At 73.2% G+C, this 21904-nt stretch carries 23 protein-coding genes; 10 read left to right on the top strand and 13 right to left on the bottom strand.

What is annotated here, in order from left to right:
• From ACN27C_RS03835 to ACN27C_RS03815, 5 genes are all read right to left on the bottom strand, one after another.
• Positions 1 to 465 (bottom strand): hypothetical protein, encoded by a 465-nt coding sequence (locus ACN27C_RS03835; RefSeq protein ID WP_422750440.1) that lies wholly within the window; start codon positions 463 to 465, stop codon positions 1 to 3.
• 114 nt (positions 466 to 579) lie between these two features.
• Entirely contained in the window at positions 580 to 771 is a 192-nt protein-coding gene (locus tag ACN27C_RS03830) for a general stress protein CsbD (protein ID WP_120571734.1), read from the bottom strand.
• Between the two features lie 125 nt (positions 772 to 896).
• A complete protein-coding gene (locus tag ACN27C_RS03825; RefSeq protein WP_422750439.1) occupies positions 897 to 1613 on the bottom strand; it encodes a VOC family protein in 717 nt (238 codons plus the stop codon).
• A gap of 128 nt (positions 1614 to 1741) precedes the next feature.
• Positions 1742 to 2899, bottom strand: coding sequence for a hypothetical protein (locus ACN27C_RS03820; protein ID WP_422750438.1), 1158 nt, complete (start codon positions 2897 to 2899; stop codon positions 1742 to 1744).
• 75 nt (positions 2900 to 2974) lie between these two features.
• Positions 2975 to 3631: a 4'-phosphopantetheinyl transferase family protein gene (locus ACN27C_RS03815; RefSeq protein WP_357899737.1), complete on the bottom strand. Its 657-nt coding sequence runs from the start codon at positions 3629 to 3631 to the stop codon at positions 2975 to 2977.
• A 127-nt stretch (positions 3632 to 3758) separates the two neighbouring features.
• Here ACN27C_RS03815 and ACN27C_RS03810 point away from each other — a divergent pair, with 127 nt between their 5' ends.
• Positions 3759 to 4034, top strand: a complete 276-nt coding sequence (locus ACN27C_RS03810; RefSeq protein WP_357899740.1) for a hypothetical protein — start codon at positions 3759 to 3761, stop codon at positions 4032 to 4034.
• Positions 4035 to 4086: 52 nt separating this feature from the next.
• On the opposite strand, the gene ACN27C_RS03805 is transcribed toward ACN27C_RS03810, so the two are convergent.
• From ACN27C_RS03805 to ACN27C_RS03795, 3 genes are all read right to left on the bottom strand, one after another.
• Positions 4087 to 4860, bottom strand: a complete 774-nt coding sequence (locus tag ACN27C_RS03805; RefSeq protein WP_121686298.1) for a peptidase — start codon at positions 4858 to 4860, stop codon at positions 4087 to 4089.
• 2 nt (positions 4861 to 4862) lie between these two features.
• Positions 4863 to 6155 (bottom strand): VWA domain-containing protein, encoded by a 1293-nt coding sequence (locus tag ACN27C_RS03800; RefSeq protein WP_120571729.1) that lies wholly within the window; start codon positions 6153 to 6155, stop codon positions 4863 to 4865.
• A 295-nt stretch (positions 6156 to 6450) separates the two neighbouring features.
• Entirely contained in the window at positions 6451 to 8121 is a 1671-nt protein-coding gene (locus ACN27C_RS03795) for a dolichyl-phosphate-mannose--protein mannosyltransferase (RefSeq protein WP_120571728.1), read from the bottom strand.
• A 92-nt stretch (positions 8122 to 8213) separates the two neighbouring features.
• On the opposite strand from ACN27C_RS03795, the gene rsmI reads away from it, so the two are divergent.
• A complete protein-coding gene (rsmI, locus tag ACN27C_RS03790; RefSeq protein ID WP_393378243.1) occupies positions 8214 to 9053 on the top strand; it encodes a 16S rRNA (cytidine(1402)-2'-O)-methyltransferase in 840 nt (279 codons plus the stop codon).
• A 12-nt stretch (positions 9054 to 9065) separates the two neighbouring features.
• On the opposite strand, the gene ACN27C_RS03785 is transcribed toward rsmI, so the two are convergent.
• Positions 9066 to 9896, bottom strand: a complete 831-nt coding sequence (locus ACN27C_RS03785; protein ID WP_393378245.1) for a hypothetical protein — start codon at positions 9894 to 9896, stop codon at positions 9066 to 9068.
• A 127-nt stretch (positions 9897 to 10023) separates the two neighbouring features.
• Here ACN27C_RS03785 and metG point away from each other — a divergent pair, with 127 nt between their 5' ends.
• Positions 10024 to 11826, top strand: a complete 1803-nt coding sequence (metG, locus tag ACN27C_RS03780; RefSeq protein ID WP_120573982.1) for a methionine--tRNA ligase — start codon at positions 10024 to 10026, stop codon at positions 11824 to 11826.
• 57 nt (positions 11827 to 11883) lie between these two features.
• Here metG and ACN27C_RS03775 read toward each other — a convergent pair whose 3' ends face one another.
• Positions 11884 to 12735, bottom strand: coding sequence for an alpha/beta fold hydrolase (locus ACN27C_RS03775; protein ID WP_120571726.1), 852 nt, complete (start codon positions 12733 to 12735; stop codon positions 11884 to 11886).
• A gap of 61 nt (positions 12736 to 12796) precedes the next feature.
• On the bottom strand, positions 12797 to 14041 hold the full coding sequence (locus ACN27C_RS03770; protein ID WP_422750437.1) for a hypothetical protein: 1245 nt from the start codon (positions 14039 to 14041) through the stop codon (positions 12797 to 12799).
• A gap of 81 nt (positions 14042 to 14122) precedes the next feature.
• Here ACN27C_RS03770 and ACN27C_RS03765 point away from each other — a divergent pair, with 81 nt between their 5' ends.
• From ACN27C_RS03765 to ACN27C_RS03740, 6 genes are all read left to right on the top strand, one after another.
• Positions 14123 to 15025 carry a TatD family hydrolase gene (locus ACN27C_RS03765; protein ID WP_422751572.1) on the top strand — a complete coding sequence of 301 codons (903 nt, stop codon included), beginning with the start codon at positions 14123 to 14125 and terminating at the stop codon, positions 15023 to 15025.
• 13 nt (positions 15026 to 15038) lie between these two features.
• Positions 15039 to 15908, top strand: coding sequence for a 16S rRNA (adenine(1518)-N(6)/adenine(1519)-N(6))-dimethyltransferase RsmA (gene rsmA / locus ACN27C_RS03760; protein ID WP_422750436.1), 870 nt, complete (start codon positions 15039 to 15041; stop codon positions 15906 to 15908).
• 86 nt (positions 15909 to 15994) lie between these two features.
• A complete protein-coding gene (locus tag ACN27C_RS03755) occupies positions 15995 to 16948 on the top strand; it encodes a 4-(cytidine 5'-diphospho)-2-C-methyl-D-erythritol kinase (RefSeq protein ID WP_422750435.1) in 954 nt (317 codons plus the stop codon).
• A gap of 65 nt (positions 16949 to 17013) precedes the next feature.
• Entirely contained in the window at positions 17014 to 18813 is a 1800-nt protein-coding gene (locus ACN27C_RS03750; protein WP_120571723.1) for an ABC-F family ATP-binding cassette domain-containing protein, read from the top strand.
• Between the two features lie 97 nt (positions 18814 to 18910).
• A complete protein-coding gene (locus tag ACN27C_RS03745; RefSeq protein ID WP_121686220.1) occupies positions 18911 to 19366 on the top strand; it encodes a DUF4383 domain-containing protein in 456 nt (151 codons plus the stop codon).
• A 115-nt stretch (positions 19367 to 19481) separates the two neighbouring features.
• The gene (locus ACN27C_RS03740; RefSeq protein WP_121686221.1) at positions 19482 to 19955 is read left to right on the top strand and encodes a DUF4383 domain-containing protein; all 474 of its coding nucleotides are present in this window, start codon (positions 19482 to 19484) and stop codon (positions 19953 to 19955) included.
• Between the two features lie 34 nt (positions 19956 to 19989).
• On the opposite strand, the gene ACN27C_RS03735 is transcribed toward ACN27C_RS03740, so the two are convergent.
• Positions 19990 to 20616, bottom strand: coding sequence for a TetR/AcrR family transcriptional regulator (locus ACN27C_RS03735; RefSeq protein ID WP_358176508.1), 627 nt, complete (start codon positions 20614 to 20616; stop codon positions 19990 to 19992).
• 107 nt (positions 20617 to 20723) lie between these two features.
• Between ACN27C_RS03735 and ACN27C_RS03730 the strand changes: the two genes are divergently transcribed.
• Positions 20724 to 21182: an ester cyclase gene (locus ACN27C_RS03730; RefSeq protein ID WP_422750434.1), complete on the top strand. Its 459-nt coding sequence runs from the start codon at positions 20724 to 20726 to the stop codon at positions 21180 to 21182.
• Between the two features lie 34 nt (positions 21183 to 21216).
• On the opposite strand, the gene ACN27C_RS03725 is transcribed toward ACN27C_RS03730, so the two are convergent.
• The gene (locus ACN27C_RS03725; protein ID WP_121686224.1) at positions 21217 to 21882 is read right to left on the bottom strand and encodes a TetR/AcrR family transcriptional regulator; all 666 of its coding nucleotides are present in this window, start codon (positions 21880 to 21882) and stop codon (positions 21217 to 21219) included.
• Positions 21883 to 21904 lie beyond the last annotated feature (22 nt).

Raw genomic sequence — 21904 nt, 5'->3', positions numbered from 1 at the left:
TCAGGCCCGGCGCACCTCGGTGAGCATCGCGGGGTAGGGCCCGGCCGGTGTGCCGGGCCCGGCCTGGTCCGCGGGGACGACGTTCTCCATCCGCAGTCGCAGGAGGGCCGGTTCGGCGGTGTCGAGGACGATCCGCCATCCCCAGCCGCCGCCGTACTCGGCGCTCAGTTCGACAGCCGACACCCCGTCCGCCGCGCCGGTGAGCGTCATCGGGGTCGGCTGCTGGTGCCACGAGTCGCCCCACCAGGCGACGAGCGAGCCCGGCCGGTCGCCCGCGGCGATCACCAGCAGGCCGTCCTGCGGGCCGTCGTCGGGGTGGTCCCACGAGTACGACACGGTGGTCAGGTGCCCGCCGGCCGCGGTGGCGACTGTGAGCGCGGCGGGCGACTCGGCGAGCGGGTCGGCGGGCATCAGCCGGAAGCCGTTGGTGCCTGCCCAGGACCCGGTGACGTCGGTGAGAACCATCACCACAGGATAGGAACCACGCCCGACACTGCTTCGACGCCAGGCGGGGAGATCGTGGAAGATTTCGGCCCTCTGTTCCGGCTGTCGGCTACCGGGATCTCCGGCGGCACAGGGTCAGGCGGAGAAGTTGTCGTCGGCGTCGCGGGCGTCCGCCTGGATGTGCTCGCCGGGGCGCTTGCCCCGGATCTCGTCCTGTTCGCGTACCCGGTCCGCTTCGGCGTGTTCGTCCTGGTTCAGGTCACCGAGCCGCGCCCGGGCCGGACCGGCCAGATCCTCCAGGTCGTTCTTCGCGCGCTCGACGCTCATGCCGCCTCCCCGGATCGTCGCGTCGCGGCCCTCGCCGCCTGCCGCGTCGCGTCCCCGCTGGCCCGGCCGGCAAACCGCCACCGGCCCGGGCTCCGCCGCGCGACCAGGGCCGCCGCGCCGGGTGGCTATCCGGGCGGCATGCTCGCGGTCAGGTCATCGGCGTGCCGGAGCGTGTCGGCCAGCGCGTCGCGCGCAGCGTCGTCCAGCGGGACCGATCGGGCCTGCCGCACCAGTTCCCGCGCCGTCTCCGGCTCGCCGAGCTGCAGCGCCAGCTCCGCCCGGTAGACCAGCGCCTCCACCTGGACGGCCGGGTCGTCGGCGGCCTCCGGGCGGGCCAGCGCGCCGTCGAGGATCCGCGCGGCCTGGGCGGGATTGCCGCGCGAGTCGGCCTGCACCACCGCGTTGCCCAGCGTGCGGGCCAGGCCGCCCTTGTCGTCGGCCCGGGGTGGCTCGGCCCGGCCGACGAACCGGATCCAGTTGCCGCCGGGGTCGACGATGCTGAACCCGAAGTGGCCGTCCTGGTTGCGGCGGGGCCGGGGCCGGGTCATCCGGGGGACGCCGGAGACGAGCACCCGGCCGTACGTGGCACGCATGCCGTCGGCGAAGGCCCGGTGGATGTCGACCAGGTCGTCCACCACCACCAGGCAGGAGCCGTACGAGTCGGCGGGATCGAACTCCGGCATCCCGAAGAAGTGCAGATGGAGATCCTCCCGCCGCAGCGTGAGGTACGGGTTCGGGCGCTCCTGCCGGTACGTGGCCTCGAAGCCGAGGGCCTGGTAGAAGGGCGCTACGTCGTCCAGGGAGCGGCACGGCAGCAGTGGGATCGTCGTCTCGTTCGCCATGCTCCGAGCCTGGCGACCGAGGGTCGGCACGCGCACATGGAAATGTCCGATCGGCTCCCGGCGTCACCCGAACGGACACGGGGGCCGGTCCGCTGTGGACCGGCCCCCGTGCGGGGTCTCGCGTGGGGTCAGGGCTTCCAGGACCCGGCGGAACGGAAGCGGTGCTTGTACTCGACGACGCCGTTCTGGTCCTTCACGTCGAAGATGAGCTGGCCGCTGCGCTTGGAACCCTCGGGCAGGTTGTTGCCCGAGGTCATCAGCTTGCCGCAACCGGAGAAGGCGCCGCCGATGCCGCTCTCCTCGGTGCCGTCCGCGGCGACCCAGGTGAAGTAGAACGGGTTGATCGAGCCGGTGCCCTTGGTGATCTCGGCGGTCACGTCGGCGATCAGGAACATGCCGTTCTTCGGGCCGGGCATGACCTCGCTGCAGGCGGCGTTCCTGGTCCGGAAGTTGCCGACGGTGATCTCGATGGTGCCGCTGTCGTCGTTGACGACCAGCTTGTCGCCGGCCGGCATGTTGAACGTCTTGTCGTCGGTGTTGCCCGGCTGCGGCGTGCCGGTGGGAGCGCCCGTCGGGGTGTCACCTGTGGGCTGGCCGTAGGTGACGCCCGGCGTGGGCAGTGAGTCGATCGCCTCCTGGGTCTTCTTCGCGCCGCTGTAGATGGCGAAGATGCCGCCACCGCAGCACAGCAGCAGCAGGATCACCGCGATGATGCCGACCGTGATCCAGACGTTCTTGTTCGACTTCTTCGCCGGCGGCCCGAACGGCGCTCCGGGCGGCGGCGGGTACGCACCACCACCCGGCGGCGGGTAACCGCCCGGCGGCTGGTACGCGGCACCCGGGGGCTGGTACTCGGACCCCGGCGGCTGGTAGGCGGCGCCCGGTGCCTGGTACTCGAACCCCGGCGGCTGGTACGCCCCGGGCGAGGGCTGGTACTCGCTGCCCGGCGGCGGGTAGGGCGCGCCCGAGGTGGGCGGCGCCGGCGGGAACGCCGTGGTGGGAGCGGGCGCGGGCGGGTACTGCTCGCCCGGACCCGGCTGCGGGGGATAGGGCGCCCCGGAGGTCGGCGGCTGCGGCGGACCGGAGACGGGCGGCGCGCCCGAGACGGGCGGCTGCGGCGCGTCCGAAGGCGGCGGATAGGGCGCGCCCGAGGTCGGAGCGGGCGGCGGCGCGTACGGGCTGCCCGGCACCGGCGGCATCGGGGCGGTGGGGAACGCCTGCGTCGGCGGTTCCTGCGGCTGCTGGTTCGGGTCGGGTGACCCGGACGGAGGCTGAGGGTGGCTCACCGTACTCCTTGGGCGCCTTCGGAATTTTCAGTCGGAACGACGGTACAAGCCGGGCACAACCCGCCCGGCAGTGGCTCATCGATGTGGCAGGACGGCCGCGGTGCGGACCAGGTCGTCGTCCACGGCGAACCGTCCGGTCACCGCTGACGGCGGATCGGGTACCGGGGCGGCGGCGATCCGGGCCGGCGCGATCACCGCGTGGAAGGTGCCCGCCTCCGGGTCGAGCACGACGCGCGCGTCGGCGAAGCCCAGCCACGTCCCGACCAGCGGGTGCCAGACCTTGTAGACGGTCTCCTTCGCGCTGAACAGCACGGTCGGCCAGGGCGTGCCGGACGGCAGCCGGGCCAGGTCCGCCTCCTCGTCGGGGCGGCACACCTTCCGCCGTACCCCCGCGGAGAGCGGCCGGTAGCGCTCGGCGTCGATACCGACGGCGCGCACGTCGGTGGCGCGGGCGGCGGCCGCCGCGCAGTAGTCGCGGGTGTGGGTGATCGCGCCGACCACGCCGGGCGGCCAGATCGGGGCCCGGTCGGCGCCGGCCGGTACCGGCGTGGCGGGCAGGCCGAGCGCGCCGAGCGCCCGGCGGGCGCAGACGCGCCCGGCGGTGAAGTCACGGCGGCGGCCGGGCACCGCGCGTTCACCCAGGGCGGCCAGCTCGGCCGGGAGCAGGTCACCGGCCCAGTCGGCGGGTGCGGCCACCGCGACGGCGACCTCGGCCGGAAGCAGATCACGCACGAGAGGTGGATGACGGGGACACGCGGTGAACGTACCGTAACGCTTGGGCGTGCCGCTGCGCTGAAGGAACGTTGCGGGGAGGCAATCGGTCCATCACCACCCATTTCGGACTCGGAAGGAGCGGCCGATGACGCCTGGCGCGGAGGGCTCGGGGAGCACCGGCGGCGAGCACGTGCCGGTGACCCCCCACTGGATCTGCGGCTCGTGCGGTGACGACTGGCCCTGCGCCACGAAACGTCATCACCTGCTGCGCGAGTACCAGGTGGACCGGGCGTCGTTGAGCGTCTATCTCGGATCCTGCCTCGCCGCGGCGACGCAGGATCTGCGCTCCGTGCCGGTCACCGCGCTCCAGGACCGGTTCATCGGCTGGGTGCCGCGCGGCCCGCGTACCGCCGAGGCGTGAGCGCGTCCGGTGGCCGCCGCGTCGGGTTCGCGGCGGCCACCGGCTGCGGTCCTCAGGGGCGGCGGGGCCGCCGGGTGAGCCCGAAGCCGACCACGCCGGCCACGGCGGCGAGCACTCCGCCCACAGTGGTCCACACCCAGCGCGACCCGGCCTCCGGGAGCCAGCCGGTCAGGTCGATCTCCTCGTCGGCCACCGGCTCGGGCGTCGGCTCGGCGGTCAGCACGGTGCCGGCCCGGGTGTTCGGCACCAGCGGCGCGGCCAGTTCGCCGTCGTCGCCGGACGCGCCGCCCTCGTCGGTCGCGCCGACGAGCATCTCCACGTCGATCGGCAGGCCGAGGTCGGGCTCGGGCAGGTCGGTGACGGAGAGCCGGATGTAGTAGGTGCCGGGCAGCGGGTCGCCCGACCAGGGCTCGGCCCACGGCCGTACCCGTCGCAGCGTGCAGCCCAGCGCGACGCTCGTCGCCGACGCGTCGGCGGTGGGGGTCTGCGCGCCCGCTGTGCACGCCTGCCGGCGGCGCAGCCCGTCGAAGACATCGACGGTCCAGGTGGACGCGCCGCTGCGTGACTTCGGGAACGTGACGGTGGCGGTCACCTCGTGCACCTGCCCGGCGTCGGCGCGGAACGACCAGTACAGGTGGTCGCCGGTCGACGCGCCGACCTGCACCGGCTGACCGGCGGTGACGGTCGTGGCGGTGAGGAACGAGGTGCCGGCCTTGGTCACCGTGGTCGCGCCCGGTGACGGGCTGGGCGCGGCCAGGGCCGCCGCCGGGGTGAGCGCGAGTCCGGCGGCGGTGGTCGCCGCTGCGGCGCGGATCAGCGTACGCATGCTCAGTTCGTCCTCCACGTGTGCACCCACCAGCGGGTGAGCAGTCCGGCGAGCAGCCCGGTGAGCAGCCCGGCGAGCGTGAGCAGGAGCAGCAGCACCCAGCCGCGGCCGAGGTCCGGTCCGTCCGGCGCGGGGGAGGCGGCCACCACGTCGACTGTCAGCTCGACCGGCATGCCGGGACGGGCCTGGGTGCCGGGCTTGGCCGCGAACGAGTTGCTGACCACCAGGCAGACGGTCCGTGCGGCCTGCTCCGTGCCCGGCGTCGGCTCGGCGCTCGGGCCGTCCTCCTCCTCTTCGGCGGCCGACCAGCGCAGCCCGGCGGAGACCACGTCGGTACGCCCGCTGCCGGCGTCGACGCCCCGGACCAGTTCCCGCCCGTCCGGCGCGGTGGCGCGCAGCAGCACGCCGTAGTCCGGGTTGACCGGGCGGTCCAGCGCGATGCTCACCGAGGCGCGCAGCTCCTGCCCGGGACGCACCGGCACCCGGTACCAGCGGTGCTCGGAGAACGCCTCCCGGTCGCTGTAGACGCCGGGGGCGAGCAGCGGGGCGCCCTCGCAGGCCGTGCCGCCGCCGACCACCGCGGGGGCGGCCGTGTACGTGTCCCGGGCGCGGTCGACCAGTTGCTTGATCCGGCCGGTCAGCTCGTCGGCGCTCTGCGCGGCGGTGTAGGTGCCACCGGTCGCGCCGGCGATGCAGAGCAGCTGCTTGCGTACCTTCTCGTCCGGCGCGAGGCCGAGCGTGTCCACGACGAGCCGCGTGCCCTGGGCGGCCAGCTCGCGGGCGACCTCGCACGGGTCGGGCGGCGCGCAGGTGTCCTCACCGTCGGTGATCAGCACGATCCGGCGGGCGGTACTGCCGGTGCCCAGGTCCTGCGCGGCGGAGCGCAGCGCCAGCCCGACCGGGGTGAAGCCGGTCGGGCGCAGCCCGGCGACGGCGGCCTTGGCCTGGGTACGGTCCACCGGGCCGACCGGCACGATCTGCTGGGTGTCCAGGCAGCCCTGCTTCTTGTCCTTGCCCCGGTAGGTGGCGCCGAGCACCCGGATGCCGAGCTGTGTCTCGTCCGGCAGGGCGTCGACCACCTCGTTGAACGCCTGCTGGGCGACGGAGATCCGGCTGCGGCCGTCGATGTCGCGGGCCCGCATCGACCCGCTGACGTCGAGGACCAGCTCGACCTTGGGTGGTTCGGCGACGGGCTCGGTGGTCTCGTCGTCGGCCCCGGCGGGGCTCGGCCCGATCATCGCGGCCGCCGCCAGCAGTCCGATGAGGACGGCCGTCGATCGTCTCTTGTTGATCACCGGGCGAAGTGTAGTGAGATCCACTTTGGAAGATCATCCGGGTCGCGGGTGCCCGTTCCCGGCATCCGCCGGGGTCGTCACGGTCGCGCTCGGCCACCCACCGTTAGCTGCACCATGTAAACCTTTCGGCCGGTGGTGCACTCGTCGGAAATCTGACCGGCCCGCACCCGTTGTGCGGTTGCCGGAGTGTGGTTAAGCTCTGTCTTGCGCGCCCCAATCGCCCGCTTCCCCCGTGGCAGGCGATCGGGGCGCGCTTCTTTGTGCCGGGGCGCCGCGCAGTGCCCGGCGCCCCGCCTCAGATCCAGCGGCCGTCCAGCCACATCCGCGCCGACCAGTCCGCGTACGGCAGCACCCGGCCCACGAAGATCGGGTAGAAGTACGCGAAACACAGCGCCACGAGCAACACGTACGCGCCCGCGATGATCCCGCCCACCAGCCGGCGGTCGTGGACCTGTTGCGGGTCCGGTGGCGCGGCCGTGTTCGTCACCGGCGCCGGAGTGGCGATCGCACCGAGCACATAGACCACCGCGAGCACCAGGAACGGCACCGCCGGTGCGGCGTAGAAGGAGAACATCGTCCGGCCGTCGAGGGCGAACCAGAACCAGGGCAGCAGGCCGGCGGCGACGCTGAGCAGGATCGCGCCCGCCCGCCAGTCACGCCGGGCCAGACCGAGCCAGGCGGTCGCGGCGATCGCCGGCAGGAACGACCACCACAGCAGCGGCGTGCCCAGCAGCAGCACCTCCGAGGCGCAGCTCGGCGCGCCGCAACTGCCGTCACCGGACCAGTGGAACGCCACCGGGCGGCCGAGCAGCAGCCACTGCCAGGGCCAGGACTGGTACTTGTGCGGGTCGTCGAGCTGGGTGTGGAAGCCGTACGCGGCCTTGTGGTACTCCCACAGGTTGATCAGCGCACCGACGAACGGGGTGTCGCTCAGCTCCGGGTTGTTCGGGTAGCGCTCCGCCAGGCGGTAGTAGCCGTCCTGCCCGAGCAGCCAGCCCGACCAGGTCGCGACGTAGGTCACGAGCATCAGCACGCCCGCCGCGAGCAGCCACGGCAGCTCGTCGAGCACGGCGTCGCGCCACGGCCGGCGTACCCCGGACGAGCGGCGGACGCCGACCTCCCAGAGCAGCACCAGCAACGCGAACGCCGGCACGAAGTAGAGCGCGCTCCACTTCACCGAGCAGGCGCAGCCGAGCAGCACCCCGGCCGCCAGCCGCCACCACGGCCAGTCCCGCCAGCCCGACGACGGACGGCCGGCCCGCCCCGGCTGGGTCGGGTCGAGCCCGCCCTCCAGCGCCCGGGCCCAGCGCCGCCGCCGGGCGTCCCGGTCGAGCACCAGCGCGCCGAACGCGGCGAGCACGAACAGCAGCAGGAAGATGTCGAGGATGGCCGTGCGGGACAGCACCAGGTGGTAGCCGTCGAGCGCGAGCAGCAGGCCGGCCGCGCAGCCGAGCACCGTGGAGCGGAACATCCGCCGCCCGATGCGGACCAGCAGCAGTACCGACAGCGTGCCGGCCACCGCCGCGCCGAACCGCCAGCCGAACTCCGGCGAGGTGGTCATCAGGTGACCCGGCACCGAGACGCCGCTGTCCGCGTCCTGGTAGCCGAAGGCCCACTCGCCGATGCCGATCATCCACTTGCCCAGCGGTGGATGCACCACGTACGAGGGGCCGTTGTCCTTGTAGTTCCACTCGAAGCCGCGGTCGATCAGCCCGTACGCGTCCTTGGCGTAGTAGGTCTCGTCGAAGATCTTCCCGGGCGGGAAACCGAGCCCCACGAAACGCAGGATGGCCGCGATGGCCACCACCACGGCTGTCGCCAGCCACGCCTGACCCCGGCCGATGCGGTCGTCGACGGTGGCGAGCCGGCGCCGCACGGCGGCGGCGAGCCCGGGCCCGGCGCCGTCGCCCCGGTCGGTGGTGGAAGGGTCCGGGTTCGCGCTCTGTGCTGTCGACGCACTCGTCACCCGGCGATCGTAGGCTGCGAGGGTGCCCGGTGGCGTCCGTCGTCTCCGAAATTGGTACGACCGTCGATGAGGGAGCGCACGCCGTGGGGGAAATGTCCGAGGTAGGACGGCTCGTGTTGCTCGGCGCGCCGCTCGGCAACCCGGCCGACGCGTCCGCCCGGTTCCGCGAGGTGCTGGCCGCCGCCGACGTGGTCGCCGCCGAGGACACCCGGCGGCTGACCCGGCTGGCCCGCGACCTGGACGTGACGGTGCCCGGCCGGATCGTCTCGTACTTCGAGGGCAACGAGGAGCGGCGTACCCCCGAACTGGCCGAGGTGCTCGCCGCCGGCTACACGGTCGCGCTGGTCACCGACGGCGGCATGCCGAGCGTCTCCGACCCCGGGTACCGGCTGGTCCGGGCCGCGCTGGACGCCGGGGTGCCGGTCACCGCGGCGCCCGGGCCGAGCGCTGTCACCACCGCGCTTGCGCTGTCCGGGCTGCCCTGCGACCGGTTCTGCTTCGAGGGCTTCCTGCCGCGTACCCCCGGCGCCCGCCGCTCCCGGCTGCGCGCGCTCGCCGCCGAGGAGCGCACGCTGGTGTTCTTCGAGGCGCCGCACCGCATCGCCGGTGCGCTCGCCGACCTGGCCGAGGCGTTCGGCAAGGATCGTCCAGCCGCGCTCTGCCGGGAGCTGACCAAGACCTACGAGGAGGTCGTCCGCCGGCCGCTCGGCGAGCTGGCCCAGTGGGCCGCCGAGGGCGACCCCCGGGGCGAGATCACGCTCGTCGTGGCCGGCGCCCCGGCCACACCGGCGGTCCGGCCGGACGACGAGACGCTGCGCGCCGCGGTGGCCGAGCGCGAGGCGGCCGGGCTGTCCCGCCGGGACGCGATCACCGAGGTCGCCACCGCGTACGGGCTGCGGCGGCGGGAGGTCTACGCGGTGGTGCACAGCTGAGGTGCCGGGCACCTACCAGGCGGCGGCCAGGAAACCGACCGTGATCAGCAGCGGGCCGGCCAGCGCCAGACCGACCGCCCAGCGCCGCTGCCGTTCCTCGGCGAGCCGGGTCGCCCCGGTCCACCTGGCGATCCCGGCGGCGCAGCCGGCCACCAGGGCCAGCCCCAGCAGCCAGCGCAGGTGCCGTCCGGCGCCGGTGTCCGCGTAGGCGGTGGACCCGTCCGGCCCGGTCATCCGCGCGCGCAGCGAACTGCCGGTGTCGGTGCGCCCGGCCGGTACGCCGCTGACCCGCACCCCGTGGGCCTGGAACCGGTCTCCGTCGGCGGAGAAGATGCCCCGGCAGCGCTGGGTGAGCCCGCCGCCCGCGCACTGCGTGATCATCACGGTGCCGCCGGTCGAGTGCCCCGCGGCCAGCCAGAACGGCCCGGCGCTCACCCAGGCGAAGAACGCGGCGAGCAGGCTCAGCGTCAGCAGTACGGCCAGACCGGCGGGCGGGCTCGGCGGCGTGACCGGGCGGGCGCGTTCCCGCCGGGCGGGCGGCCGGCCGGGACGTGGGCGGGGCTCGTCACGCAGCGGCGTGCCGTCCCAGTGCACCTCCTCGATCGGCGCCCAGCCGCCGGACGTGGCGGCCTCGCGCTGCCAGCGCGGCTGGCGCACCGGCACCCGGTTCGGCACCGCGTCGACCGGTGCGCCGGTGGTCGGCTCCACCTCCACCGGCGGGTCCGCCGGGTCGAGCCGGGGCTGTGGGGCGACGGGCCCGCCGGGCGGCGTGGGCCGCGCCGCCCGCCGGGTGGCGGCCGCCGACGGCTCGGGCGCCGCTGGTCTGCTGGTCACGATGTTCATTTCACACCGGTACGTCCGGCTTGTCGGGCAGCTCACGCCGCGTGTCGGCGACAAATCGGACGTACGGTCGGAGCGCACACCCCATTGGTTCGCGGCGCGCCCACGGCAATCACTAGGCTTGCTGCTCATGAGTCACGTTCTCGCCGCGGTCGCCTGGCCCTACGCCAACGGCCCGCGCCACATCGGCCACGTATCCGGATTCGGCGTTCCCTCCGACGTCTTCTCCCGGTACATGCGGATGGCCGGTCACGACGTGCTCATGGTCTCCGGCACCGACGAACACGGCACCCCGATCCAGGTGCAGGCCGACGCCGAGGGGGTCACCCCGCGCGAGCTGGCCGACCGCTACAACCGGGTGATCGCCGAGGACCTGCGGGCGCTCGGCCTGTCGTACGACCTGTTCACCCGCACCACCACGCGCAACCACTACGCGGTGGTGCAGGAGCTGTTCACCGGCCTGTACCGCAACGGCTACATCGTCCCGAAGGTCACCACCGGGGCGATCTCCCCGTCCACCGGCCGGACGCTGCCCGACCGCTACATCGAGGGCACCTGCCCGATCTGCGGCTACGACAGCGCACGCGGCGACCAGTGCGACAACTGCGGCAACCAGCTCGACCCGATCGACCTGATCGACCCCAAGTCGAAGATCAACGGGGAGACGCCGGAGTTCGTCGAGACCGAGCACTTCTTCCTCGACCTGCCCGCCCTGGCCGACGCGCTGCGGCAGTGGCTGGACACCCGCGAGGGCTGGCGCCCGAACGTGCTGCGGTTCTCCCGCAACCTCCTCGACGACCTCCAGCCCCGGGCCATCACCCGCGACCTGGAGTGGGGCGTGCCGATCCCGCTCGACGACTGGCGCGACCGCCCGGACAAGCGGATCTACGTCTGGTTCGACGCGGTCATCGGTTACCTGTCCGCGTCCATCGAGTGGGCCCGCCGCACCGGCGACCCGGAGGCCTGGCGCAAGTGGTGGTCCGCCGACGGCGAGGGGAAGGACGCCGTCTCGTACTACTTCATGGGCAAGGACAACATCGTCTTCCACTCGGTGATCTGGCCGGCGCTGCTCGGTGGCTACTCCGGTGCGGGCGCCCGCGACGGCGAGCCGGGCGAGCTGGGCCGGCTCAACCTGCCCACCGAGGTCGTCTCCAGCGAATACCTGACCATGGAGGGGCGGAAGTTCTCCTCCTCCCGCAAGGTGGTCATCTACGTCCGGGACTTCCTGGAGCGCTACGACGCCGACGCGCTGCGCTACTTCATCGCGGTGGCCGGGCCGGAGAGCAACGACACCGACTTCACCTGGGCCGAGTTCCTGCGCCGCAACAACGACGAGCTGGTCGCCGGCTGGGGCAACCTGGTCAACCGCTCGGTGTCGATGGCGGCGAAGAACTTCGGCGCGATCCCGCCGGTCGACCCGGCCGGGCTCACCGAGGCCGACCAGGCGCTGCTGGACACCGCGAAGGCCGGCTTCGCCACCGTCGGCGACCTGATCGCCCGGCACCGGCAGAAGCAGGCCATCGGCGAGGCCATGAAGGTCGTCGCCGAGGCCAACAAGTACCTCTCCGAGCAGGCGCCGTGGAAGCTCAAGGGCGAGGACGACAAGCCCCGCATGGGCACCATCCTGCACGTCGCGCTCCAGGTCGTCAGCGACGCCAACACGCTGCTGACCCCGTTCCTGCCGCACTCCGCGCAGAAGATCCACGAGCTGCTCGGCGGCACCGGCGTGCACGCGCCCATGCCGGTGATCGAGGAGGTCGACGACCTCGACGGCGGGCCGTCGTACCCGGTGCTGACCGGTGACTACACGGTCGGGGCGCGCTGGGAGTCCGTACCCCTGGAGGTGGGCCGGCCGCTCGCGGCGCCGAAGCCGGTGTTCCGCAAGCTCGACCCGTCCATCGTCGAGGAGGAGCTGGCCCGCCTGGCCGGCTGACCACGCACGCGTGACCGCGGCCCCGGGGAGACCCCGGGGCCGCGGTCGTCCGCCAGGTCAGGCGGTCGCCATGCTCGGCTTGCCGATGAACTCCATGATGGCCTTGTTGACCTCGGTGGGATGGGTCCACGGCGTGCCGTGCGGCGCACCCTTCAGCGTGACCAGCTTGGCGTCGGACAGCATGTTCACCAGCCGCTGGCCCGTCACCGGGTACGGCAGCACGTTGTCCTTGTCGCCCTGGATGATCAGCACCGGCACGTCGATGTTCGGCAGGTCACCGCGGAAGTCGGTCTGCCAGGCGTCCACCGAGTCGTGGGTGCCCTTGGCCGACGCCTGCGCGCCGATCTGCCAGTGCGCGTGGTACGCCTCGTCGCTGACCAGCTTCCCCCGGTTCTCGCTGGCGTTGAAGAACGCGTCGCAGAACTGGGTCAGGTAGGCGAACCGGTCCTGGATGATCGCCTTCTGGAACCCCTCGAACATGCTCTTGTCGACGCCCTCCGGGTCCTCGGGCGCCTTCAGCAGGTACGGCGCCAACGGGGCCATCATGACCGCGCGGTCCACCCGGTCCGACCCGTACGCGCCCAGGTAGCGGGTCACCTCACCGGTGCCCATGGAGTGCCCGACCAGGATGGCGTTGCGCAGGTCCAGCTCGGTCATCAGCACGTCCAGGTCGGCGGCGAACGTGTCGTAGTCGTAGCCGCTGGCCGGCTGGGCGGAGTTGCCGAACCCTCGCCGGTCGTACGTGATCACCCGGTATCCGGCGTTCAGCAGCGGACCGCTCATCTTCTCCCAGGTCGCCCCGTTGAACGGGAAACCGTGGATCAGCACGACCGGCTGACCGGAACCGTGATCCTCGTAGTACAGGTCGATAGGTGCGGAGTTCTCCGTACCGACGGTGACGAAAGGCATGTCGGGATTCCCCCTCGCGCGGGTTTCTCGGACCCCCCACGCCTTCCCGACCTGCCCCCGTCTATTCGTGGCGGGCCGGATAGGGCAGGTCCACCACCCGGTCCTCGGTCAGCTCGCCGCCGGGCGCCCAGACCTCGTACACGCCGCGTTCCAGACACTGCGCGCCGGTCGCGGCCACCGCGTCGGGATCCGGGCGGCGCAGCCGCAGCCGCAGCCAGCCGCCCTCCTCCCGCAGCACCAGGCACGGCACGCCGCGCCACACCGCCGTGCGCACCCGCCGGGCCGCCGCGTCCACCGGGTACCGGGCCGCCCGGGTCATCGCCAGCACCCGGAACCCGCCCGGCTGGTCGGCCACCGCCTCGTACTCCGATCCGGCGTACGTGCCGACGAGCCGGGTGGAGCGCGGCGCGTCGCCGGTCGGCACGTACTCCTGGTCGGCGGCCAGACCGGGCACCGCGGCGAGCAGGTGCCGCCACTGCGGCCCGGCCAGGCGCAGCCAGCCCCGCTGCTCCGCCTGGTAGGTGTAGAGCACCACCTCCACCCCCTCGGCCGGGTAGGCCAGCAGCGTGGCGTTCGCCGGCATCGGCAGGTCGGCGAACTCGCGGGTGACGAACTCCGGAACGAGCTGCCCGTTGCTCGGCACGAACCCGGTACCCAGCACCGGCGGCCCCAGCCGGTCCCGGGGCGGCAACGCCGTCAGCCCTCGGTGCGCCTCACCCACCGGCACGTCGTAGTCGGCCGGATCGGCGGCCCGCCAGCGCAGCGCGTACGCCACGTCGCCGCCCTCCGAGTCGCCCCGCAGCACCGCCATCCCGGCCGGTGTCCGCAGGTGCGCCACGTCGTGCTCCCGGTAGCAGAAGCCGTGCGGCAGCACGCCCCGCACGTAGCCGGCGAGCTGCCGGGCGGAGAGCACCTTCACCATCCGGGTGCCGGGCCGGATCACCGCCGACTCCCGCACCGCGGCGAGCGTCGGATCGGCCGCCGCGCCCGGCTGCTGGCTGAGCCGGTGCACGTACGCCCAGCCCCGGTCCCGGTGCAATGGCATCAGCAGCGGCGCGTCCGTGTCGTCGCCCGGACCGGCGCCCCCGTGCACCGCGTCCACCTCGGTCGCGTGCACGAACCGGCGCCACGGACAGCCGCTGCCGGGCCGGGGGCACCACTCGAACCCGGGCGCCTCGTCGGCGCTGAACAACTCGTACGCCGCTCCCCGGGCGATCTCCTCGGCCGGGTGCACCCGGCCGCCGTACGTCACGCGCAACCCGGCCCGGTCGGAGGCGGGCCCGCCGGCCTGGTCGGTGACGGTCACTCCGGGACGCTAAGCCCGCCAGATGTGGGGCACGTGAACAGCCGGTGGCGGTCCGGGAACGCCGCACCGGGCCGGTGTGTGATGCTGGCCGCGATGACCGAGCAGACCGAGACCCGCAAGCAGCGCGCCGCCCGCCGGGCCGGGGAGTTCCCGCCCGCCCCCGAGCCGCTGCCCGTACCCGTGCTGGACAGCCACACCCACCTCGACATCACCGTCGGCGAGTTCGGCACGCCGCCCGGCGGCGCCCCCGGCGACGACCCGGTGGCCGCCGCGATCGACGTCGCCGCCCGGGCCGGCGTGGACCGGCTCGTCCAGGTCGGCGTGGACGTCGACTCGTCCCGGTGGAGCGCCGACGTCGCCGACAAGTACGCCCCGGTGCTCGCCACAGTCGCGCTGCACCCGAACGAGGCGCCCCGGCTGGCCGACCTGGACGAGGCGCTGCGCGAGATCGAGACGCTCGCCGGGCGGGACCGCGTCCGGGGGGTCGGCGAGACCGGCATGGACTTCTTCCGTACCGGCGTCGAGGGGCGGGCCGCGCAGGAGGAGAGCTTCCGGGCACACATCGCCATCGCCAAGCGGCACGGCAAGGCGCTCGTCATCCACGACCGGGACGCGCACGCCGACGTGCTGCGCATCGTCGACGACGAGGGCGCCCCGGACACCGTGGTCATGCACTGCTTCTCCGGCGACGCCGACTTCGCCCGCGAGTGCGTCCGGCGCGGCTTCCTGCTCAGCTTCGCCGGCACCGTCACGTTCGGCAGCGCCGCCGCGCTGCGCGAGGCCGCCGCCGTCACCCCGCCCGCGCAGATGCTCGTCGAGACCGACGCGCCCTACCTCACCCCGATGCCGTACCGGGGACGGCCCAACGCGTCGTACCTGATCCCGCTGACGGTCCGCTTCCTCGCCGAGACCACCGGCACCGACCTGGACGAACTCTGCGCCACCATCTCCGCGACCGGCGACCGTGCGTTCGGGCCGTGGTGAGAGGATGCCCGGCGTGACCGGACTCCTCGGCCCGGCGGAGATCCGGGAACTCGCCGCGCGCCTCGGCGTCACGCCGACCAAGAAGCTCGGCCAGAACTTCGTGCACGACCCGAACACCGTGCGCCGGATCGTCACCACCGCCGGGCTCACCCCGGACGACGTGGCGCTGGAGGTCGGCCCCGGGCTCGGCTCGCTCACGCTCGCCCTGCTCCCGGTCGCTGCGCACGTGCACGCGGTGGAACTCGACCCGGCGCTCGCCGCCGCGCTGCCGGAGACCGCCGCCCGCTTCGCCGGTACGGCCGCCGAGCGGCTCACCGTCCACCCGGCCGACGCGCTGCGGATCACCGCCGCCGACCTGGCCGGGCCGGCGCCGACCGCGCTGGTGGCGAACCTGCCCTACAACGTCGCCGTGCCGGTCGTGCTGCACCTGCTCGCCGAACTGCCCACGCTGCGCCACGGCCTGGTGATGGTGCAGAAGGAGGTCGCCGACCGGCTCGTCGCCGGTCCCGGCTCCAAGGTGTACGGCATCCCGTCGGTGAAACTCGCCTGGTACGCCCGCTCCCGCTCGGCCGGCAAGGTTCCGCCGAACGTGTTCTGGCCGGTGCCCAACGTCGACTCCGGCCTGGTCGCGTTCACCCGGCGGGAGCCGCCCCGGCCGGACGTACCCCGGAAGGCCGTCTTCGCGGTCGTCGACGCCGCGTTCGCGCAGCGCCGCAAGACGCTGCGCGCCGCCCTGGCCGGCTGGGCCGGCGGCGCGGACCGGGCCGCCGCCGCGCTCACCGCCGCCGGTGTGGATCCGGGCGCACGGGGCGAATCGCTCACCGTCGAGCAGTTCGCCGCCATCGCCGCGTCGGCCCCGGACGCCCCCGGCGCCGAGCAGTAGGCTGGCGCCGTTGTCCGACCCCTCGCCGAGGAGCTGACCGTGCCGAAGCCGTTCGACATCCGCCCACGTCCGGTGGAGTCCACCCGGTGACCGAGGCATGGCGACCGGAGGACGAGGACGGGCAGCGGCGCGGGTCCAGCGGCCCGGTCAAGGTGCGGGTGCCCGCCAAGGTCAACCTGCACCTCGGGGTCGGGCCGCTGCGGCGTGACGGCTACCACGAGCTGAACACCGTCTACCACGCGATCTCCATCTACGACGAGCTGACCGCCCGTCGCGGCGACACGCTCGCCCTCACCATGGAGGGCGAGGGCGCCGGAGAGCTGGCGCTGGACGACACCAACCTGGCGCTGCGCGCCGCGCACGCGCTCGCCGGCTACGCGGGCGTCGCCCCGCACGCCCGGCTGCACCTGCGCAAGCAGATCCCGCTCGCCGGCGGGCTGGCCGGCGGCAGCGCCGACGCCGCCGCCGCGCTGGTCGCCTGCGACACGCTCTGGGGCACCGGGCTGTCCCGCGACGAACTGGCCGGCATCGCCGCCGACCTCGGCTCCGACGTGCCGTTCCTCATCCACGGCGGCACCGCGCTCGGCACCGGCCGGGGCGAGGCGGTCAGCCCGGTGCTGGCCCGCCCCACCTCCTGGCACTGGGTGGTGGCGATCGCCGACGGCGGCCTGTCCACCCCGGCCGCGTACCGGGAACTGGACCGGCTGCGCGACGCCGGAGCCGCCGGCACGCCGCTGGGCAGCACCGACGCGCTGCTCGCCGCGCTGCGCCAGCGCGACCCGCGGGTGCTCGCCGCCACGCTCGGCAACGACCTCCAGGACGCCGCGCTGACCATGCGCCCGTCGCTGGCCGAGACGCTCAAGGCCGGCGAGGCGGCCGGCGCGCTCGCCGGCATCGTCTCCGGCTCCGGTCCCACCTGCGTCTTCCTCGCCAACGGCGAGGCCGACGCGGTCCGGATCGCCGCCGAGATCACCGCCGCCGGGGTGTGCCGGGAGGCCCGCGTCGCGCACGGCCCGGTCGCCGGCGCCCGCGTGGTCTGACGCCCCGTACCCTTGACTCAGGCGTCCCGGGCCCCCGGGACGCCTGAGTCGTGAAGGGTGGGTCAGTGGCCAACATCGTCAACCTGGACCGGGTGTCCAAGGGGTACGGCGCCGCCGGGCCGCTGCTCACCGACGTCTCGCTCGGCCTCGACGACGCCGACCGGGTCGGTGTGGTCGGCCTCAACGGCGCCGGCAAGTCGACGCTGCTGCGGCTGCTCACCCGCACCGAGGAACCCGACGACGGCCGCGTCACCCACCGCCGCGACCTGCGGGTGGCCTGGCTGCCGCAGCGCCTCGACCTGGCCCCCGACCTCACCGTGCGGGACGTGGTGCTCGGCACCGCCTGGCTCGGCGAGAGCATGGGCGCCGAGCACGAGTGGGCCGGCGACGCGGGGGTGCGCGCCATCCTCGACGGCCTCGGCATGCCCCACCTCGGCCTGGACACGCCGGTCGGCCCGATGTCCGGCGGGGAACGCCGCCGCGTCGCGCTCGCCGCGCTGCTCGTCCGCGACGCCGACCTGCTCGTCCTCGACGAGCCCACCAACCACCTCGACGTCGGCGGCGTCGACTGGCTCGCCCGGCACCTCGTCACCCGCAAGGGCGCGCTCGTCGTGGTCACCCACGACCGCTGGTTCCTCGACGCCGTCTGCACCACCACCTGGGAGGTCGCCGACCAGACCGTCCGGGCGTACGAGGGCGGCTTCGCCGCGTGGACGCTGGCCCGCGTCGAGCGGCAACGCGTCGCCGCCGCCACCGAGGCCCGCCGGCAGAACCTGCTCCGCAAGGAGATCGCCTGGCTGCGCCGGGGCGCTCCGGCACGCACCTCCAAGCCCAAGTTCCGCATCGACGCCGCGAACGCGCTCATCGCCGACGTACCGGAACCCCGCGACACCATGTCGCTGCAACGGCTCGCCACCGCCCGGCTCGGCAAGCAGGTGTACGACCTCGAACACGTGCGGCTGCACGCCGGCCCGAAGGAGATCCTGCACGACACCACCTGGCAGGTCGGTCCCGGCGACCGGGTGGCCATCCTCGGCCGTAACGGCGCCGGCAAGACCACCCTGCTGCGGATGCTCGCCGGGGTGACCGGCCCCGACGGCGGGCGCTTCGCCGCCGGGCAGACCGTCCGGCCGGCGTTCCTGTCCCAGGAACTCGCCGAACTCCCCGGGCACCTGCGCGTGCTGGAAGCCGTCGAGGAGGTGGCCCGGCGCGTGCAGTTCGGCGACCGGGAGATCAGCGCCTCCCAGCTCGCCGAGATCTTCGGCTTCGACGACCGGCGGCTCTGGACCCCGGTGAGCGACCTGTCCGGTGGCGAGCGCCGCCGCCTGCAGATGCTGCGGCTGCTCGCCGGGGAACCCAACGTGCTCCTGCTCGACGAGCCGACGAACGACCTGGACACCGACACGCTCGCCGCGCTGGAGGACCTGCTCGACTCGTGGCCCGGCACGATCGTCGTGGCCAGCCACGACCGCTACCTGATCGAGCGGGTCACCGACGTCGCGTACGGCATGTTCGGTGACGGCCGGCTGGTGCACCTGCCCGGCGGCGTCGACGAGTACCTGGCGCGCGCCGCCGCGGCCGGCGGCCCGGCGCCCGCCGACCTCACCCCGGCCACGGCGGCACCGGCGCGCGAGGGCATGTCCGCCGCCGAGGTACGCGTCGCGAAGAAGGAACTCAACCGGCTGGAACGGCAGATCGCCAAGCTGGAACAGAAGGAGGCGGGCCTGCACGAGCAGCTCGCCGCGAACGCCACCGACTACGCCCGGGTCGCCGAGCTGGACGCCCAGCTCAAGGAGGTACGGGCCGAGCGGGACCGCACCGAGGAGACCTGGCTGGCTCTCGCCGAGGAGCTTCCGGCCGGCTGACCTGCCGCCGGGGTGGGGGGTGTGCGGCGTCACTGACCGGCGTACGGGACAATCACCGGTGGAACCCTCGTCCGAACGGTCTTTTGGAGACGCAGAGATGGCCCACACCCCCGTCAACCACCCCGCGCGGCCGATCTACCGGGCGATCGGCGGGATCGTTGGTCTGTACTTCGTCGTCTTCGGCGGCCTCGGCATCATCGCCAGCGCCGGCAACGACTTCCTCGCCCAGGACGACACCAAGGTCCTCGGCCAGGGCACCAACATGGCGTTCTCGCTGCTGTCGGTGCTGTTCGGCGTCGTGATCCTGGTCGGCACCGCGATCGGCCGCAACCTCGACGTGGCGATCAACCAGTGGCTGGCCTACACGCTGATGGTGATCGGCCTGGCCGCGCTGGCGTTCCTCCAGACCGACGCCAACATCTTCAACTTCTCGATCATGACCGACGTCGTGGTCCTGACCCTGTCCCTGGTGCTCCTGATGGTCGGCATGTACGGCAAGGTCGGCTCCGACGACGAGCACGAGGCCTGGCAGAAGGCCCGCCTGGTGCTCTGATCCCGCCTCGTACCGAAGGCCCGGCGCGCCGCGCCGGGCCTTCGGTGTTTTCCGGACGCGCGCGGACACCCCAGGCGACAATTGCCCCGAATCAGTCACACGGCTGGAGGGCATCATGGCGCACTTCCCGGTGAACCACCCCGCGCGGCCGCTCTACCGGGTGCTGTCCGGGCTCATCGGCCTCTACATCCTGGTCTTCGGCGTCTTCGGCGTCTTCCAGACCTGGGGCGAGGGGCTGTTCGGCCGAGACGGCGACTGGGCGCTCGGCCTGCGCACCAACCTGGCCTTCTCGCTGGTCTCGGTGGTCTTCGGCGCGGTCCTGCTGGTCGGCGCGTCCCGCCGCGACAACCTCGGCCACTACATGAACCTCACCGCCGGGGTGGTCTTCCTGGTCACCGGCATCCTGATGATGTCGGTGCTCCAGACCTCGGCGAACTTCCTCAACTTCTCGATGTCGACTGTCATCGTGTCGCTGCTGTTCGGGCTGGTCCTGCTCGCCACCGGCCTGTACGACAAGGTCGGCACGCCCGAGCACGCCGAGGAGGAACGGCAGCGCCGCTACCACCCCATCGGGGAACGCTCTCGGTGACCGGCGCCCTCGTCGCCACGACGGGCGCCGCGGCTCATTGGAGGGTGGGGCGACCGCCGTCGGCCTGGTCGGTCCGCGGGTCGTGGAGCGCGCGAAGCGCGTCGAGTGCGACAGCGGTGAGAACGCCACGGCCGACACCGGCGCGGCCGAGCAACTCCATCCCCCGGGTGACCGCGACGAAGTAGACCGCCAGTGACTGCACGTTCGCGTCCTCCGGGAGATCCCCGTTCTCCCGGGCGTGTTCCAGGCATCCGGCGTAGACCCCGGCGAGCTGCTCGATGGCGGCCTTCGTGACGGTCGAGAGCGGGTCCTCCTCGCCTGTCGACTCGACGAGCGCGCGCGTGGTGAGTGAGACCCGCCGATCGCTGCTGCTGAACTCGATCGCCATGCGGAGCATGTGCCCCCGGATTCGTTCCAGCGGCGAAGCGCCGTCGTGCCCGAGTGCTTCCGAGACGGCGCGCGTCGCCTCCTCCCGATCCTCGGAGAGGGCCCGGAGGAACAGTTCCCGCTTCCCGCCGAAGGCGTTGTAGAGGCTCTGCTTGCCCAGGCCGGTCGCCCGCACCAGGTCGTCGAGGGTCGCGGCGGCGAGGCCGTGCACGGCGAACACCTCACTGGCGCTGCTGACGACATCGCTCTCGACGAACTTGCGGGGACGGGGCACGGGGGAAGCCTACGTTATTGACCATCCGGTCAAAAACTTGTTAGCGTGGGCGGCGCACATCGACGGGAACTGTTCCCGCGGTGGCACGACAATCGAGGGCGGGCCGAATGAAGAGCAACGAAGAGATCGTTCGCGAGGCGTACCGGCTGGCGGAAGGGGATGTCCTCGACGGGCCCGGCTTCCGCGCCCTGTTCACCGAGGACGGAACGTTCAACGACATGCCCAACGGGCTGACATTCCGCGGGGACCAGATTCCGCAGGCGCTGACCGGCTTCGCCGGCGTCTTTCCCGACGTCCACCGCGAACTGCTCGACGTGCACGCTCTCGGTGACGTCGTCGCCGTCGAACTACGAATTCAGGGCACTCACCTCGGCGGTTTCCCCACGCCGGCCGGCGAGATCCCGCCGACCGGCAACCGGATCGACGTGCCGACCGCTGATCTCTGGCATCTGCGGGACGGAAAGATCGAAAGGTTCGACTGCTACAACGCGGCGAACGTGCTGCTCGCCCAGATCGGTGCCGGCCCCGACCTCGACTCGGCGATCGCGGCCGCCGTGGGGGCGTAGTGCCACCACCGCACCGCACGGCCGAGGATCCGGCTCACGTACCGATCGGCCCCGGCTTCGAGGCCAGGTGCGACAACCCGTTCCAGGCCAGATTCACCAGGTGCGCCGCCACCGTCTCCTTGCGCGGCTTGCGCACCTCCAGCCACCAGCGGCCGGTCAGCGCCACCATGCCCACCAGCGCCTGCGAGTAGAGCTCCGCCAGCTTCGGGTCGTACCCCCGGATGGAGAACTCGCCCGCCAGGATGTGCTCCACCTGGTGCGCCACGTCGTTCATCACGCTGCTGAAGTTGCCCGTCGCGGACATCAGCGGGGACTCCCGGACCAGCACCCGGAAGCCGCTGGTCTCCTCCTCGATGTAGGTCAGCAACGTCAACGCGGCCTGCTCCAGCAACTCCCTCGGATGACCTGCGGTCAGCGCCGTGGTGATCCGGTCCAGCAGCGAGCGGACCTCCCGGTCCACCACCACCGCGTAGAGCCCTTCCTTCCCGCCGAAGTGCTCGTAGACCACCGGCTTGGAGACCTTGGCACGCGCCGCGATCTCCTCGATCGAGGTCGCGTCGAAACCCTTCTCGGCGAAGATCTGCCGGGCGATCGAGATCAGCTGCTCGCGCCGCTGCGTTGCGGACATCCGTACCCGGGAGGGCTTCGTCGCCGGCACGGGCCGCCGACGGGTGCGGTCGTTGCCGGAAACGTCGGTCACCCGTCCATCCTGCCAGGCGCGA

This window comes from Micromonospora sp. WMMD1219, assembly GCF_049315215.1.
Taxonomy (GTDB): Bacteria; Actinomycetota; Actinomycetes; order Mycobacteriales; family Micromonosporaceae; genus Micromonospora; species Micromonospora tulbaghiae.
The sequence above is the reverse complement of the archived record's forward strand: the minus strand, read 5'-3'. Positions and strand labels throughout refer to the sequence as shown.